This window comes from Halodesulfovibrio spirochaetisodalis, assembly GCF_001672295.1.
In the GTDB taxonomy this organism is placed as follows: domain Bacteria; phylum Desulfobacterota; class Desulfovibrionia; order Desulfovibrionales; family Desulfovibrionaceae; genus Halodesulfovibrio; species Halodesulfovibrio spirochaetisodalis.
Genome location: NZ_JXMS01000027.1, coordinates 18780 through 34000 on the forward strand (window position 1 = coordinate 18780; position 15221 = coordinate 34000).

Genomic DNA, 15221 nt, shown 5'->3' on the forward strand with positions numbered 1-15221 from the left:
AAGCACACAAGAAGTACGAGATTTTTCAACGCACCTCAATCTATTTTATGCCGAGACTCCTACCGCAATGGCCTCATCATGTGCCACAGGACAAAAGTACCCCTCGTTGTTGTACAGCACGCTAAAACACTTGTTACAACTAATGCACGCTGCCCTTCTCAAATCTCCTGCAGCCCAGCGTCTGGCAAGAGCGGGTTCACGCAATAAAGGCCTGCTCATTGCAATAAAATCTGCAACACCATCATGCAACACGCCTTCAGCGACACTAAAGCTTCGCACCCCGCCAACAAGCATTACCGGAAGTTTCGTCCGCTCTTTAACTCTCCGTGCAGCATCTCTGTACCAGACCTCTTTCGCCGGAGTATCAAAATTACCCACACGTACAGAGGATGTAGACGGGCTGTTCGTCAACAATCCACCGCTGATCTCCACAGCATCAAGCCCGACGCTTGCCAACCGCTCAACAGCATTGACACTGTCTTCAACGGTAAGACCACCTTCAATATAATCCTCACAGTTTATTTTGAGCAGGACTGGATAACTGTCTCCAACCACACGTCTTACAGCTTCATAGACTCGAACGAGAACACGGATACGATTCTCAAATGTTCCGCCATAAGCGTCAGACCTTTTATTCAGATGCGGCGACAGAAACTGGCTAATGCCATATCCATGTGCTCCATGAATCTGTACCCCGTCAAATCCCGTCGCAACGGCTCGCGCTGCTGCCTGCTGAAAGGCATAGACCATATTATCGATATCTTCTTCGGTCATCTGTTTACAGACTTCACCATCACGGCGAGTAAACGGACTCGGTCCCGCTGCCGGTAAACCGCTTATAGCCTGTGCGGCCTGCCCGCCAGCATGTGCAAGTTGAGCAACAATAACACCTCCAGCATCATGTACCTTGCCGACCATTGAACGCAGCCCGCTAATATGTTTATCCGTATGGATACCGAGCTGCCGCTCACCTGCACGTCCCTGCTCCGCAACAAAAGCATGTCCGGTAATGATCATGCCGACTCCGCCGCTCACCAGATCAAGCATTGCTGTTTCAAGAGCTGGAGTAACAAAGCCCTCAGAGGAGGCCAGACCTTCCCAAGTTGCTGACCGTACAAGTCTGTTCTGTACAGTCATTCCATTAATCGTAGCTTTATCGAAAAACATCCTTTTCTCCGTACAGTCTGAATGCAGATTAGCTGCCCATTCGTAAGCAGATGTCTAAATTTTTAATCTATCAATATTACCAGTAAATATAAAAAAGCCGCAGAAGCTGCAACACAGCATCTACGGCTTATTACTATTCTCAAAACGTTTTTTGCGACGCGCTATACTTTTTCCGCATGTAAGAATCGTCTGGAGCGCTGCAACCAGCTTTCACCGGAATATAATGCAAGGGCACTCCAAATAAACATAAAGGTCAGCAAATGCCCCATGGAAAACGGTTCATTAAACAGGAAAACACCCTGTAAAAATGCAAGGCTTGGGGCGATGTACTGCAAAAGCCCAAGGGTCGTCAGACGCAACCTGCATGCAGCATAGGCAAACGCCATAAGCGGCAAGGAAGTGATTACTCCGGCTCCAACCAAATACATATCTGTCATGGTGTTCACATGCATAAAGGACGCGGTGCCCTGCAATTCCAGTGTAACCAGATAGTAAAGGACAAACGGAACCAGTAATACCGTTTCAAACATAAGCCCTGCCAATGATTCTACATTGGCAAGTTTTCTGAGCAATCCATACAAACCGAAAGAAAAAGCAAGAACCAGTGATACCCACGGTAACTCACCTACCATCACAAGCTGTGTTCCCACGCCTGATACTACAAGCAACACAGCACATAACTGAATAGGGCGAATCTTGTCTTTAAATATAGCTACACCCAACAGCATGCTGACAAGAGGGGTGATATAATATCCAAGACTTGTCTGAAGAACCATCCCGCTATTCACAGCCCAGATGTACAGCCCCCAGTTACCGCCAATGAGCAGTCCACTGAGAGTCAGAAGAAACATTGTCCGTTTTGATGTAAATATTGTTTTGAAGGCTCCCCAGCCGGAGCGAATACTCAACAATATGCCCACAAAAAACAATGACCACAATACTCTGTGACACAACACCTCAAATGCAGGTACATGTGCAAGCTGTTTCCAGTATACTGGTGCCATACCCCAAAAAACAAATGCACAGATGGCAGCTATCGCTCCTGCAGTACCTTGGTCATTCTTATCCACTATGGTTTCCTTTTATGCTGCCCTGATTTTTGGACACAAAAAAAAGCGGGAGGCAGGCTCCCGCAAAATTATACATTTTGATCTACCCGAAGGACTTCTTAAAAAGCTCTTCAATAGCTTTTTTACCATTCTCTTCAAGGAAGCGGGTGCCGGTTGCAGTGAAGTGCCTATGCGAAATCGTAGGTGTCTCCACTTCAATCCATTCATTCTTTTCCCAACGGAACCAGGCGTTCTTTGCCTGTCCGAAAACGTACAGAGGCTTATTGCAAATTTTAGCAAATTCAGCTCCCCAACCAGTACCACCTTTAACCGTATTATCTTCCTGAATAACACCAACCACATAAACTTCATGCCCGCTGGAAATCTGCCAGCAAATGGACTGAAGCACTTTGCGGAACAACGGCGCAACAGAGTAAGAGCGGTTCATCAAACGGGAAACATAGGTAAGGCTTACGTCTTTCAATTCCAGTTCATCAGCAGTCAGAACCCGTAAACCACGGGAACGCTCAAGCTTATGACCATCAAAGCTGTAGTTAACTTCCTGAAGCCCGTACTTTTCTGCAAGTTCACCAAAGTAAGCTTCTGTGCCTCGTGCACCACCGCTATACAGAATATGTTCTGAAGGATTCGCCATTGTGAGACCTCTCAGTGTTGGATTAATAAACTGCGCACCCTATGCTGAAAAAGCCGCAGGATACGCTCTGCAAAAACAGGTGCTTCGTACTTAGATACCTATCTAAGAGCGTTCTCTTTTACAAGCAATTTCGAATATTGCAGCGCAGCTCCCAACCTACAGCAACGTAAAAAACTTCCCTCTTTTGTGTTCACCTGATCACTAATCATTTTAATTAACTGCCCCCTGCTTCCTCTCGGAGCCACAGCCTTGATCGTCGACAGAATACTACCTCGACAAAAACTACCACTACACTTCTGAAGCCAGCATTTGCCTGTTCATCACCCTACTTAACCAATGCAACTCACCTGTTGTAAGCGGCGCAAGGGGAGAGGTTACAGCAACGGCAGTAAAACTCTTTCCGGATCGTTGGACTATTTCAATCCGCCCTTTCCCTGCGCGAGGCACTGCTATTCGAACAGCGTCTACATCCCGCAATTCCAGCAACACTGAAGAGTATTCCTTACCAAAAATTGTTGCACCAAAACGTACACTCTCATTATCCCAGACAACAAATCCCTTCCCTGCCAATGCTCTGACAAGCCGCCAGAAAACCATATATGCAAAAAAGCCGCACACAACGAGCAAAGTTCCTCCTGCCCACCAGCTGCCACCTTCGTTAGATGCATTCCAGAATCCTGTACCGCCGCCGTAGAGTAACCCAGCAGTGGCTAATGCCATTAACGTTATGTAGAGCCCACCTGGAGACAACGACCATGTAAAGCCTTGTCTTCCATTAACGGCGTATGGTCTGAGAACAGAATCTGTTGGCAGCTTGTTGTCGAACGCTGAAGGAACGAGTGTGTATTGCTTACGTTCTGGCCGAGAAAAACCGACACCTGCTTCATCTTCAATCGCAAAGCCGGTCAGCTCAGCTATATCCAAAGCCGTTGCCGCCAAGTCTGGGCCAAGTACAGACCTGTCCAAAGTCTCATAGCCAGAGTTTCGCAGCATTACATCTAAATGGAAGGGGTACCGCCCTTTGCTTCCCTCTCTCGGAGAAAACTCAGCAGACACGAGATTCCCCTGAGCATTCCGCCTTGTCAGCCTGAGTGTGGTCACCATACCGAATGGTATGGCGTAGACATCTGTCTTACGCCTTCCAAGAAAATAGATACAGCGATCAGGAACACTTATTTCAATGGTACGTTGCTGTCTTCGCAAGATCATACCTACAGCCATAAAAATAATGCAGAGGTACAGCACTGCAAAACGCACCAAGGTTACGCCATCCATCAACAATCCAATAAATCCAAGACAAAGTGCACAACCAACAAGCGCTCCAACAGCAGTCTGCTGTTCTGCAGAAGGAACCAGCCTCAACGTGGATGAAGATTTTTTCTCTACAGTAGTTAGACTCATACTCTCTAGTAACCTGTTGTAATGCATACTTCAATTACAATATCATAATCATCCTGTTACATACTGCACAAAACAGCAAGGACGGCTCTGTTTACACAGAGCCGTCCAGTGTATGTGGTCATACCGCACACGTTGCCCTCGACTACGCCGAATCAAATTCCGGCGTGCTGCAGCCCCCCGGTTAATTGGTATCCATCGTCTGTTGACACCTGAGCATGGAGAGTAGGAGGCTCCTTTCCCCTCAAATGATTTTCACTTCATACATGCAATGCTACTCTATATATTTATCCCTGATTGCAGAAATCTCACTCTGTATTGCATGCTTCGAAAATTAGATTTTATCTATGGGCATTCTTTTTTACTTTCATTGCAACTCGCTATCAATTTTTGAACTTCATCCATACTCCACTGCAAAACAAAAAAAAGATAGTTTGTTTTTCTTATTATCGCCTTAATAACACAGGAAATAATCTGACTATATTTTTTCATGCAGTCAGAATAACAAAAGAAAAACAACTACAACCTAATAATAGTGACTATACAGCATGTAACAACACACGGTTGAATCCAAATCATCAGATTCCACAAAAAAACGTTCAATCAACTCACTGCAATAATACAGTGTGCCAATTGAACGCATAAGATTTGCCTGGATATTACGTTAATTGCCGGTATAAATCTCGCGGTATACTGTCCGCAGTGCCCCTGCCCACTCAGCCAGGTCGAACCCCTTTGGGCCTCCCTGACAAACAGGCGCCTTTCCGTATTTGTTCAGCTGGGCGGCATAGGCTGGTATCAACCAGCGCTCTGCTCTATAAGATGCGGCAACATAGACCTGCGCCAATCTCCGATACTGCTCTGCTGAATATGCCGGAAGCGGGATACAAGGCTTCCCTGTTCCGGCGGAATCTTTTCGTATCGGCTGAACCAGCCCCACATGGAGAAATCGCCCTTTGCTTCTGGCTCCGGCATCCCGTGTTTCAAAATACGTAGAACGAAGCGGCTTAAAAAAATCAATCAATGTTTGTGAATTACCGTTACGTCCTATCAGGACATGCCATCGTCTTCCAAACTGCTTTAAGTCATTTATCCGCTCGGAAACATTAATATCCGGAGAAAACGTCTTTGTTCCAAAGCTTGGCCCGTTTGAATCATGAAGAACAAAGTATGCAGCAGGCTTACCACGGGCACGGGAAACGCGAAGACTTAACATCCCACCCAGTTCATCTTCAAACAAACCTTGTTCTGTAAAATATTCCTCTACAGCTTCACGGGAAAAATCAAATTCTCTTCCCACAAGTTCATCAAGCGTGGATGGTAATCCATCATCCTTCCCCCCTACGACCCCATTCGTCCGCACCGGCGGAGTAAGACACAATGCCTGCTGCACAGCATCACCTGTAAAGAGCATCGTTCCGTTATTCCAATAGCACGTTCCGGCGGACGCTGCTGATATCTGGACAAGCACAATACAAACGCTCATCCACATTCCTGCAAAACTATTTTTCATACCTCAACGTTCCTGTCAGTCAATTACAGAGGAGGGGGAAACCAAAGCCTTTCATCATAAATTACCGCATATTCGCAGCGAATCTAATGCCTCAGCTGCGTCCTCCGCTTGTCACACAACAGAATAAATAAATCAATTGAACATGTTACATATTTTAAGTGAATTTCCACTTACTCAACATTTTTTTCCATGCTATACATGCGCACCGGAGGGGCTATGAAAAACTATATCGGGTACTTACAGATTCTGGCTGCTGCTACGCTATGGGGATTACTTGGCCCTATTTCAAAATACGGACTCCAAGATGGCATCACACCACATGAGCTTGCCTTCTGGCGAGCAGGCCTCGGCGCTGTATTTTTTCTCCTGCATTCAGCAAAGCACGGAACACTTGCTGTACAACGCAAGGATATTCCAGTTTTTCTCGTGTTCGGCGTTATGGGCATATCCATATTTTTTGGTTCCTACCAAATCGCGATTAAGCACGCAGGAGCAGCTGTCTCCGCAATTCTGCTTTACACAGCCCCTATATGGGTAGCCATTTTCTCCCGAATACTGTTTAACGAACTGCTTTCTCCAGCCAAACTGACTGCGCTTGGCATAGCCCTGTTCGGTACAGGATTAGTCTGCTTCAGCGGACAGGGAACGGATGTTTCGTTGCCTCTTACCGGTATTTTCTTCGGACTACTGTCCGGCTTCACATATTCGCTCCACTTCATCTTTGGAAAAACATTCCTCAAAAACTATGCACCCGCGACACTCTATGCATGGTGCCTTCCTGCCGGTGCGCTGGGTCTGCTACCGTGGGTAACATTCAGTGCCTATTCGCACGCAAAACTTATTGTAATTGTCGCGCTCGCGTTCCTTTGCACCTACCTTGCCTACTATGCATACTGTGCAGGCCTTAAACGCTTGGAAGCCACACAGGCCGCAATTATCGCCAATATTGAGCCAGTGATAGCCGCTGCCATTGCTGTGCTGTGGTGGAATGAACAACTTACGGCCTCTGCATACCTTGGTGGCGCTATGGTCATCAGCGCAGTCATCATCATTGCACGAATTCCGTCAAAAACGAAAAAATCTGCACTTTCTGCTGCAAAAAATTCTGTGTAGCTTCCAACCATGTATAACTTGTAGATTTATCTATTCCTACAAGCTGCAAGGTATAAAAAGAAACTTTTCCCTCTGTTATAATTTCAGCATATTACAAATTATACTTTGGATTTTATGGGTAGAATAAGACTTCACATCGATACACCTTAATGCTACCTAGGCTGAATACGCCATACTCTGTATTCAGTATGGCCTTGAGTCATACAAACATTACACTCTCATAACACTACAACAGGGTGGACGTTTTTTCGGGGATAACCAAGTTTATGATTCCCAAGGGGGGTATCATGTCCAATACAAAAGCGCCAAAAAAACAGCATACCAATCTTAAGCGAGCACTTTGGGTCGCGCTTGTCATTCTCGCAATCGTTCTCACAGGTCTATGGACATTTGAACCCGAAATTGCCGAGACAGAAAGACAACTCGAGCCGGGCGGAGACGTAACAACACAAGTACGTATCCCGTTACGACCAGCCAATGCGGAAACACAGGTGCCTCAAACAGAAAGCGGCACTAACGCAAATATATCATCTTCTCCTGAATCCACTTCAGGCACTAAAGTAGAACCAACTCCCGTAATTAAAAAAGTGACAGAAGACAGCGTCGTCCGTCCTTCTTTTATTACTGATTTATCACGTCTTATTGTTAAGTCATACCACCCTAAGGGAAGCGATTCAGCAGCAGCGGGTTACTCCACCCTGCTAGACGCGAAGGTTATTAACGTTCATTACGGCGTCGAAATGACCGGCCTGTCATGGAGCGGCGATGACTTAGCTGTAGGAAGACGTTCTGTAATGCGCTATGCGTTACGTCCGACAATGATCAGTGCGCTGTACGCTCTATACAAAGAACGCTTTATGAATGCTGTCACTACCGAGATTAATACAGCAAAGCGCTCCTTTGACGGCACAGAACGCCTTCTGACCCAAGAAGAACGCGACGCATTTTACACCGTTGCCGCCACTCAATTACGTGCGACAGCCGGTGTAATTAAGAGCTGTGCAAAGGTGGACTCCGCCATGAACGACATCGGAGTCTGGCTTGAATCTGAACGCGAGACACTGGCAGCAAACCAGCGCTTCCAGTCTGCACTGCACGACTATCAGGTTTCAAAAGAAATGAAATCCACCCAGTCAGTAACAGATGCTGCGGAACGCAAAATGAAAGCTGAAGGCACCGCTTATGAAGAAGCAATCCGTTCCCGTGAAGACCATAAAACAGCACTTGCCGATATGATCCGCAAATTCAAGTGGACAAAGGCACAGGATGACCAGACCAACCTGTATATTGCTTCATGGGTATTCAGACGCAGCAAAGATCTTTCAAACCCTAAAGAGGTTATGATGACCATTCAGGACAAGCTGCTTGATCTTGCAGACGCCATGGATGCTCAAAAAAATCTATAAGTTAACCCGCAATCTATAAGCCGCACCCTGTGCGGCTTTTTTTATCTGTAAAATTTGACGCGCCTATCTTTCTTCAGGCACAACATTTTTTTCACTCAACAGACAGAAGGGGTCACTATGGCAAAAAGCTACGTTCCTCATATGCATACAGCAGAACATATTCTCAATGGAACGATGGTCAGCATGTTCGGGTGCGACCGCTGTTATTCTGCGCACATCAACACAAAGAAGTCTAAATGTGACTATACCTTCGATCGCCCTTTGACTGACCTTGAGGCTGTCGCACTTCAATCAGCAGTCAATGATCAGCTTAAGCGTAATCTAGATGTGCAAGAAGAGATTCTCCCAATTGAAGAAGCGCAAAAGCGCTTTAATCTGTCCCGACTCCCTTCTGATGACATCACCACCATCCGCATTGTGCATATAGGTGACTATGACAGTTGCCCATGCATCGGTGAGCACGTGTCCAACACTTCAGAGATCGGTGAGTTCATCATAAACTCATACGATTATGAAGACGGACGCCTGCGTATCCGCTTTAAATGCAAACCAGCTGAATAGACGAGGATACAATGTCCCCACGAAATTCCACCATCCTGCACTGTTGCCTGCTCTGCTTATTCATGACTTTAAGCACGGGATGCATCCGCTCTCTCCCGATGTTTGGTGAACCTGCAACGGTTGTTTCTGACAAATACTTTTCCGCGACGCGTGATCTGCCTGAAGAGCTACAGGACAAACTTCCGTCCGATGTTATATACTACGAACCGCAAAAAAGCTCTGCTCTCGACTACTATTCCCCGAAGCAATTCAGCAAAACAGCGTATAACAATCTCTCGCTGAACTTCCTCTGGACAGGCGAGCAGCACAGTCTGCCCATAAACGGCACAACATACGCTGCAATGCCCTCCTCCGGACAAAAAACGGTTCATCGGGGAACTGAGCTCACAATATCTAATGAATTCAGCAAAGAGACCCTAAAACTTCTCGCCATTCTGGATTGGGAGAATACCGGCAGCAAAGACTGGCTGGTGCTCTATTCCTTTGAATCTCTGGTACAACCGGAAACATCAACCAGACTGCTCCTTGTGCGGGATGTTCAGCCAGGCAGAACACTCACTGCAACCGTACTGAGCGCATCCGAATGCTTCGGCAACAACTGTCAGGAATATTCCGGTTACAAGCTTTCTGAATTTCTTGAGTACGAACCAGCTTTCTAACTGACAGCACCTTCAACCGTACTCATCAGCGGGATGCCTTCGGCGTCCAGAGGTTCTTAAGAACCTCCAGAAACTTTATATGCGCTACCAGCCCGTTTTTCATCTAAACCGGCTGCTTTCACACCACTATCTTTCTCTAACTATAAAAGGGTTGGTCTCATACTCGAGGCCAACCCTTTTTATTTTAATAACGGAAAGATAGCGTGTTCGCGGCTTCCAACAAGAGAATACACAGATTGAAAACGCGTATAAACGGGGTCAAGGGGACGCGTCCCCTTGCGGGGGTGCAGGGGGCAGAGCCCGCCTGCCCGTCGGAGACCAACCAGAGGCAGCATCAACTAACATTACTTTTCAAATTTTTCTTTCTCATGCTCTGGCATGGCAAACGAATGTTCAGAAGCAGGGAAACTTCCGTCTTCTACTTCGCGTTTATAGTCACTGATTGCGGAGGCAGCCACTTCTCGCAAGTTACCATACTGTTTAACAAACTTGGGCACAAAGCGATCAAAAAGTCCGAGCAGATCATGGAAGACAAGCACTTGGCCGTCACAGTCCGCACCAGCGCCGATGCCGATTGTCGGGATCGTTAACTCCTGAGTAATACGGGCTGCAATAGGAGCTGGAATAGCCTCCAGAACGAGGCAGAATACACCGGCAGCTTCAAGAGCTTTAGCCTCTTCAAGAAGGGCATTGGCAGCTTCTGCTGTTTTCCCCTGCACTTTAAATCCACCTAGGCTTGCTACCCGCTGCGGGGTCAACCCGATATGACCGACTACCGGTATTCCAGCATTCACCAGCGCCTGAACCTGAGGCACTACAGTATGTCCACCCTCAAGCTTCACAGCACGAGCCCCGCCTTCCTGAAACAGGCGTGCAGCATTGCGCATGGCATCCTCAACACCTGTCTCATAGGACATAAACGGCATATCAGCGATAACAAGCGCACGCTTTGTCCCTCGTACAACCGCTCTGGTATGATGCACCATTTCGTCGACAGTCACGCTGATAGTATCTTCTCTGCCAAGCATGACCATGCCCAGAGAATCCCCGACAAGAATCATGTCTATATCACATTCGTCCACAAGCGTAGCCGAAGAGTAGTCGTAAGCGGTCAGCATAGTAAGTTTACGGTCACCCTTACTCTGCCTGATATCCAAGGAAGTAACAGGCTTCACTCCTGTTCCGGCTGTGTGTTTGCTCATAGTCGCTCCTTTTATGTGCATGGGGGATACTTTACTCAATATATAAAGAAAAAGTATCACGCTAAGTTCTAATTATCACGGGTAAAAGCCAGTATCACCTATTGCGTTACAGACATTTTCGCAACGAGTCTTGACCTTAGCAAATTCTGATTTATTATTGGCCTAGTTATTGTTTCAATCTTTTATGAACTCTACAGGAGCCTCTTCGTATGTCACAATCATATGAATTTAAGACTGAAGTTAGAAAGCTTCTTCATATTATCACACATTCTCTGTACACCAACCGTGAGATTTTCCTTCGCGAACTGGTTTCAAACGCATCTGACGCACTTGATAAACTTCGTTTTGCAGAAGCCAAAGGTGAAGATATTTCGGCACCGGAACTAGAAGCTTCCATCAATATTGCTATTGATAAAGATGCAGGCATCATCACCGTTACTGATACCGGTATCGGCATGAGCAAAGATGAGCTGGTAGATAATCTGGGTACCATTGCCCGTTCCGGCTCAGAACGCTTTCTTGCAGAGCTTGCAGAAAGCAAAGACTCTGCAAGCAACATCATCGGTCGCTTCGGTGTAGGGTTCTACTCTGTGTTCATGATTTCAGACAATGTTACAGTCACCACCCGCAGCTATAAACCGGGTGCAGAAGCATTTACCTGGAAATCAGACGGTCTTGGTGCTTTTGAGATAACATCGGCAGAAGAAGCACCTGAACGTGGTACAATGATCACTATCCACGTTAAAGATGATGCTAAGGAGTTTCTCGAAACATTCCGGCTGCAGACTGCACTCAAACAGCACTCCAGCTTTATCCCGTTCCCTATCTACCTTAACGGAGAACACCAGAACACTACTCCTGCGTTATGGCGTGAACCTAAAAGCTCTATTTCCAAAGAGCAATACAAAGAGTTCTATAACTATCTTACCTTTGATGACAAAGAACCTTTAGCGACTATCCACAGCGCAGTTGATGCACCAGTGCAGTTCACCAGCCTTGCATTCATCCCGACATTCGGACGCGATTTAAACAGCATCGGCCGTGATGATTACGGCCTTGACCTGTATGTACGTCGCGTACTCATTCAGCGCGAATGTAAAGACCTGCTCCCTGACTACCTTTCCTTTGTGAAAGGTGTTGTGGATACAGAAGATCTTCCGTTGAACATTTCCCGCGAAACATTACAGGAAAATGTTCTCATCCGTAAAATCAACCAGACCGTAACCAAGCAGATTCTTTCTCACCTTGAACGCACAGCGAAAAATGATGCTGATGCCTACAAAGAGTTCTGGAATGTGCATGGTAAAATATTCCGTCTCGGATACAGCGATTACGCAAACCGTGACCGTTTTGCAAAACTTTTACGCTTCAACACATCTACGCACGAAACTGCAGACGAACTCACCTCTTTGGAAGAGTACATTGAACGCGCAAAAGAAGGTCAGAAATCCATCTACTATATTTCTTCAACCAGCCGTGAAGCAGCCAAGCTGAATCCGCATCTGGAAATCTTCACCCGCAAAGGGATTGAAGTTCTCTTCTTATTTGAGCCTGTTGATGAATTTGTTATGGATAACCTTGGCAAATTCGAAGAATTTGATCTGGTAGCAGCAGAAACAGTGAATCCTGACAGTCTGAAAGATTTTCCTGACGTAGTTAAGAAAGAAAAAACTGAAGAACTTTCAGATGAAGAGACCGCAACCTTAAGCGATCTTCTTGCGCACATCAAAACTCTTCTGGGTGACAAAGTAACGGAAGTTCGATTGTCAGAACGCCTTTCAGGCTCTCCAGCAGTGCTCAGCAGCCCTGACGGTGCGACATCATCCATGGAAAAAATCATGCGCATGATGAATCAGGATGAATCCATTCCGAAAAAAGTATTCGAACTGAATGCTGATCATCCTATCGTCCGCAACCTGCTCCGCATCTATAAATCAGACAAAGACGATGCACTGGTTAAAGAAACTGTTGAGCAGCTTTTTGAGTCCTCCCTCCTACTGGAAGGATACCTCAAAGACCCGCACGCAATGGTTTCGCGTATCAACGACATTCTTGAAAAAGCTGGCAGCTGGTACTCAGAAATTAAAAAAATCTAAACAGACTCGCATAGGCGGCAGGCAACAGCTTGCCGCTTTTTTGTGCCCACCCTCAAAAGAAAGGGCACGTGGCAACACTTGCGACGTTGCTGCTACCAATCAGGCATAAAAAAAACGGCGTTTCACATACCACTGTGAAGCGCCGATTCTTAACCGATTGCCATATCGGTGTGCAGAATTTTCTGCAAACGGTGAGAGGATCATTCGCCAAAACTCCTCTCCTGATCTGAAGCACTACCATCAGACCATAACTCTTAACAAAAGATGCCGGTCTTTTCCTAAGAGCTGATGCACATCCCTCAAAGAGGTCTGGCATCAAGACAACACAATTTCCTTCTACAAAGGAAGAGACTTGCCGTATCAGTTGCCACAACAAGTAACGTCAACCTACACAGCCAGTTTTTTTTCGTCCATCTCTCCCTAAAATCTATGTCATCCTTTTTTTTGCTCCGTTGCGAAAAAACTTTTCACCACTCCACATTTGTAAATATTTTCAATACATTATAGAAGAAAAAAGTTTCCTACCAGTTTCAGAGGGTACCAACCATTTTTCTAAAAACAGTTGAATTGGTTGTACCAATACAACCTTTTCTCCAAATAATTCAGTCAGTATTGCAAATTGATTGCACAAAAAAAGTCCGCCGCTGCGGGGGCAGCGGCGGACACCGATCATGCTACAAAATCACATAGACGGGAGAAAGGTCTCTAGCCCAAAGCCTTCTCCGCTATCATCCGAAAATGCTTAAGTCCTTTAGAGTCATTCTTAAATTCACAGCTCGGGCAAACATGACATTCATCACCATAACGGCGATAAATGGTGGCAACTTTGCCTTTGGAAATGTTCTTTCCACCGTCAGTAACAATATTACCTGACTGGGTGAACTTAACACCTAAACTTTCTGCAGTTGCAAAGAAATGGTCTGCGTACTGTTCAGGCTTTGCGAATTTCACTGGTTTCATGACAACCTCCGTTGACTCTACAGGATTCAGCAATCAGCATGATGGCCACCTCTCACGGTGGGAGCGTACTCATTGCCTCAACCTACATGATGCGCTTCGACCCACAAAGCAACATCTATAGAGAGAGAGGACTTCTCCAGCGACGCTATAAACACATAAAACCAATACAAGGTCAAGCTATTAATACTGTTTGACCATTCAGTTCGTACTGTTTTGTGTATCTCCATCATGTACCTAATACCACACCAAAACCAATATTACGGTGGCAAAACTTACTTTTTACTATGCAAATATTCTTTACTACATTCCTTTTCGTCTTTTTATCGTACACTGCAGCACACTGCGAAGCTGGCAATAGCCATCATTCACAAAATACTACATTCAACAATCTGTAGCCCACAGCAAAAACAGAAGATTCACTCGAACTCTCTGAATGAGCGCGACAGATTAATTATATATAGTTCCTGTTTAGCCCAGCAAAATTGAAAAGTGCATTATTTTATATTGATGAGTCTCTTCTTTACGGCGCTGTGGGTACCTATAGATCTCATTCTCGATCCGCCACCCCAGTCATGCTTCCACCACTTCTTAGTGGGACTAAGTAATTGTAGCGGTACCTTATAAAGCTCCCTAAAAAAACCTCATCAACACACCGAATTCATTATATTTAAATTTATTCTATTTTTTCTCTTGACTCTTATTTGGTAATAGTTACTATTAAATCAACACGAAGAAAAACATTCCTTACCTTCACAGGCAGAATATAGCGGGGGGAGTGTGGCAGTTCTCCCCGCTACTTACCCGAAATAGAATAGGACTGGAAAATATAGCGTTTGATTATATTGGAGGAACCATGAGCAACCTATCACAATTCAGCGATTTACAGATTGACTGGAACATGAGCCCCGAACATGCTGTAACAATGTACCTTGAGTGGGGGAACAACGACTGGCATGCCGAGTACCCTCCCGTACGCTCTAAATCAGATTACTCAACATATTTTGTAGTAGACACATGGGGTGATCAACCTGTTGTACGGCTCGTACGCCGCAACTCTGAAGCAGCAATTGATCTTATAGAAGTACCGCTTCCACCACGTGTCGCAAATGCCTTCCTCGCTGAATACGGCGACTTGAAAGGCTTATTTGAACCTACACCTGAGATTAAAAAGTGGCTCAAAAAAGAGCTTTACGAAAAATAACTCGACCTCCTTACCACTCATTCATTTAGATTATGAATACTGGTGGTAATTCCCTGGACCGGTAGCATCATCGGGGCTGCTATCGGTCCTTTTTTTGTGTTTTCTTTTTTATTTAATTTTTTTTTGATATTTTTTTCATTTTTTTGTTATTTTTTTGCTCATAAAATCACAAAAAATCATACTTTCCTCTAAAAGCCCTGTACACATTGGCTTTACAGGCGCAGCACGTATATGTACTCTA

General features: G+C 45.6%; 13 protein-coding genes. 6 read left to right on the plus strand and 7 right to left on the minus strand.

All coding sequences use genetic code 11. The features are described from left to right. Window positions 1-45 precede the first annotated feature (45 nt). The 5 genes from SP90_RS13260 to SP90_RS13280 all read right to left on the minus strand — a co-directional run bounded on the left by SP90_RS13260 (window position 46) and on the right by SP90_RS13280 (window position 5782). Window positions 46-1167, minus strand: coding sequence for an NADH:flavin oxidoreductase (locus tag SP90_RS13260; protein WP_066857195.1), 1122 nt, complete (start codon window positions 1165-1167; stop codon window positions 46-48). 161 nt (window positions 1168-1328) lie between these two features. Beyond that, window positions 1329-2237, minus strand: coding sequence for an EamA family transporter RarD (rarD, locus tag SP90_RS13265; protein WP_066857199.1), 909 nt, complete (start codon window positions 2235-2237; stop codon window positions 1329-1331). An 82-nt stretch (window positions 2238-2319) separates the two neighbouring features. Further along, a complete protein-coding gene (locus SP90_RS13270) occupies window positions 2320-2871 on the minus strand; it encodes a hypothetical protein (protein ID WP_066857202.1) in 552 nt (183 codons plus the stop codon). A 288-nt stretch (window positions 2872-3159) separates the two neighbouring features. Next, the gene (locus tag SP90_RS13275) at window positions 3160-4272 is read right to left on the minus strand and encodes a hypothetical protein (RefSeq protein WP_066857205.1); all 1113 of its coding nucleotides are present in this window, start codon (window positions 4270-4272) and stop codon (window positions 3160-3162) included. A 661-nt stretch (window positions 4273-4933) separates the two neighbouring features. Next, complete coding sequence (locus SP90_RS13280) at window positions 4934-5782, minus strand: hypothetical protein (protein ID WP_157471304.1); 849 nt, start codon at window positions 5780-5782, stop codon at window positions 4934-4936. Window positions 5783-5998: 216 nt separating this feature from the next. Here SP90_RS13280 and SP90_RS13285 point away from each other — a divergent pair, with 216 nt between their 5' ends. From SP90_RS13285 to SP90_RS13300, 4 genes are all read left to right on the plus strand, one after another. Then, window positions 5999-6895, plus strand: coding sequence for a DMT family transporter (locus SP90_RS13285; RefSeq protein WP_066857211.1), 897 nt, complete (start codon window positions 5999-6001; stop codon window positions 6893-6895). Between the two features lie 287 nt (window positions 6896-7182). Next, window positions 7183-8301, plus strand: coding sequence for a hypothetical protein (locus tag SP90_RS13290; protein ID WP_066857214.1), 1119 nt, complete (start codon window positions 7183-7185; stop codon window positions 8299-8301). Window positions 8302-8418: 117 nt separating this feature from the next. Further along, on the plus strand, window positions 8419-8862 hold the full coding sequence (locus tag SP90_RS13295) for an alanyl-tRNA editing protein (RefSeq protein ID WP_066857216.1): 444 nt from the start codon (window positions 8419-8421) through the stop codon (window positions 8860-8862). A gap of 11 nt (window positions 8863-8873) precedes the next feature. Next, a complete protein-coding gene (locus tag SP90_RS13300) occupies window positions 8874-9521 on the plus strand; it encodes a hypothetical protein (protein WP_066857218.1) in 648 nt (215 codons plus the stop codon). A 344-nt stretch (window positions 9522-9865) separates the two neighbouring features. Here the strand turns inward: SP90_RS13300 and panB are convergent, their stop codons facing one another. Continuing rightward, complete coding sequence (gene panB, locus SP90_RS13305; protein WP_066857220.1) at window positions 9866-10723, minus strand: 3-methyl-2-oxobutanoate hydroxymethyltransferase; 858 nt, start codon at window positions 10721-10723, stop codon at window positions 9866-9868. Between the two features lie 209 nt (window positions 10724-10932). Here panB and htpG point away from each other — a divergent pair, with 209 nt between their 5' ends. Further along, entirely contained in the window at window positions 10933-12819 is a 1887-nt protein-coding gene (htpG, locus tag SP90_RS13310; RefSeq protein WP_066857222.1) for a molecular chaperone HtpG, read from the plus strand. Window positions 12820-13524: 705 nt separating this feature from the next. Here htpG and SP90_RS13315 read toward each other — a convergent pair. Continuing rightward, the gene (locus tag SP90_RS13315; protein ID WP_066857227.1) at window positions 13525-13779 is read right to left on the minus strand and encodes a hypothetical protein; all 255 of its coding nucleotides are present in this window, start codon (window positions 13777-13779) and stop codon (window positions 13525-13527) included. Between the two features lie 853 nt (window positions 13780-14632). Here SP90_RS13315 and SP90_RS13320 point away from each other — a divergent pair. After that, on the plus strand, window positions 14633-14980 hold the full coding sequence (locus tag SP90_RS13320; RefSeq protein ID WP_066857238.1) for a DVU0772 family protein: 348 nt from the start codon (window positions 14633-14635) through the stop codon (window positions 14978-14980). Window positions 14981-15221 lie beyond the last annotated feature (241 nt).

Bases quoted from the DNA above. Each gene is read 5' to 3' on its own strand.
- SP90_RS13260 (WP_066857195.1), bottom strand. From the start codon at position 1,167: ATGTTTTTCGATAAAGCTACGATTAATGGAATGACTGTACAGAACAGA.
- SP90_RS13270 (WP_066857202.1), bottom strand. From the start codon at position 2,871: ATGGCGAATCCTTCAGAACATATTCTGTATAGCGGTGGTGCACGAGGC.
- SP90_RS13275 (WP_066857205.1), bottom strand. From the start codon at position 4,272: ATGAGTCTAACTACTGTAGAGAAAAAATCTTCATCCACGTTGAGGCTG.
- SP90_RS13280 (WP_157471304.1), bottom strand. From the start codon at position 5,782: ATGAAAAATAGTTTTGCAGGAATGTGGATGAGCGTTTGTATTGTGCTT.
- SP90_RS13285 (WP_066857211.1), top strand. From the start codon at position 5,999: ATGAAAAACTATATCGGGTACTTACAGATTCTGGCTGCTGCTACGCTA.
- SP90_RS13290 (WP_066857214.1), top strand. From the start codon at position 7,183: ATGTCCAATACAAAAGCGCCAAAAAAACAGCATACCAATCTTAAGCGA.
- SP90_RS13295 (WP_066857216.1), top strand. From the start codon at position 8,419: ATGGCAAAAAGCTACGTTCCTCATATGCATACAGCAGAACATATTCTC.
- SP90_RS13300 (WP_066857218.1), top strand. From the start codon at position 8,874: ATGTCCCCACGAAATTCCACCATCCTGCACTGTTGCCTGCTCTGCTTA.
- panB (WP_066857220.1), bottom strand. From the start codon at position 10,723: ATGAGCAAACACACAGCCGGAACAGGAGTGAAGCCTGTTACTTCCTTG.
- htpG (WP_066857222.1), top strand. From the start codon at position 10,933: ATGTCACAATCATATGAATTTAAGACTGAAGTTAGAAAGCTTCTTCAT.
- SP90_RS13315 (WP_066857227.1), bottom strand. From the start codon at position 13,779: ATGAAACCAGTGAAATTCGCAAAGCCTGAACAGTACGCAGACCATTTC.
- SP90_RS13320 (WP_066857238.1), top strand. From the start codon at position 14,633: ATGAGCAACCTATCACAATTCAGCGATTTACAGATTGACTGGAACATG.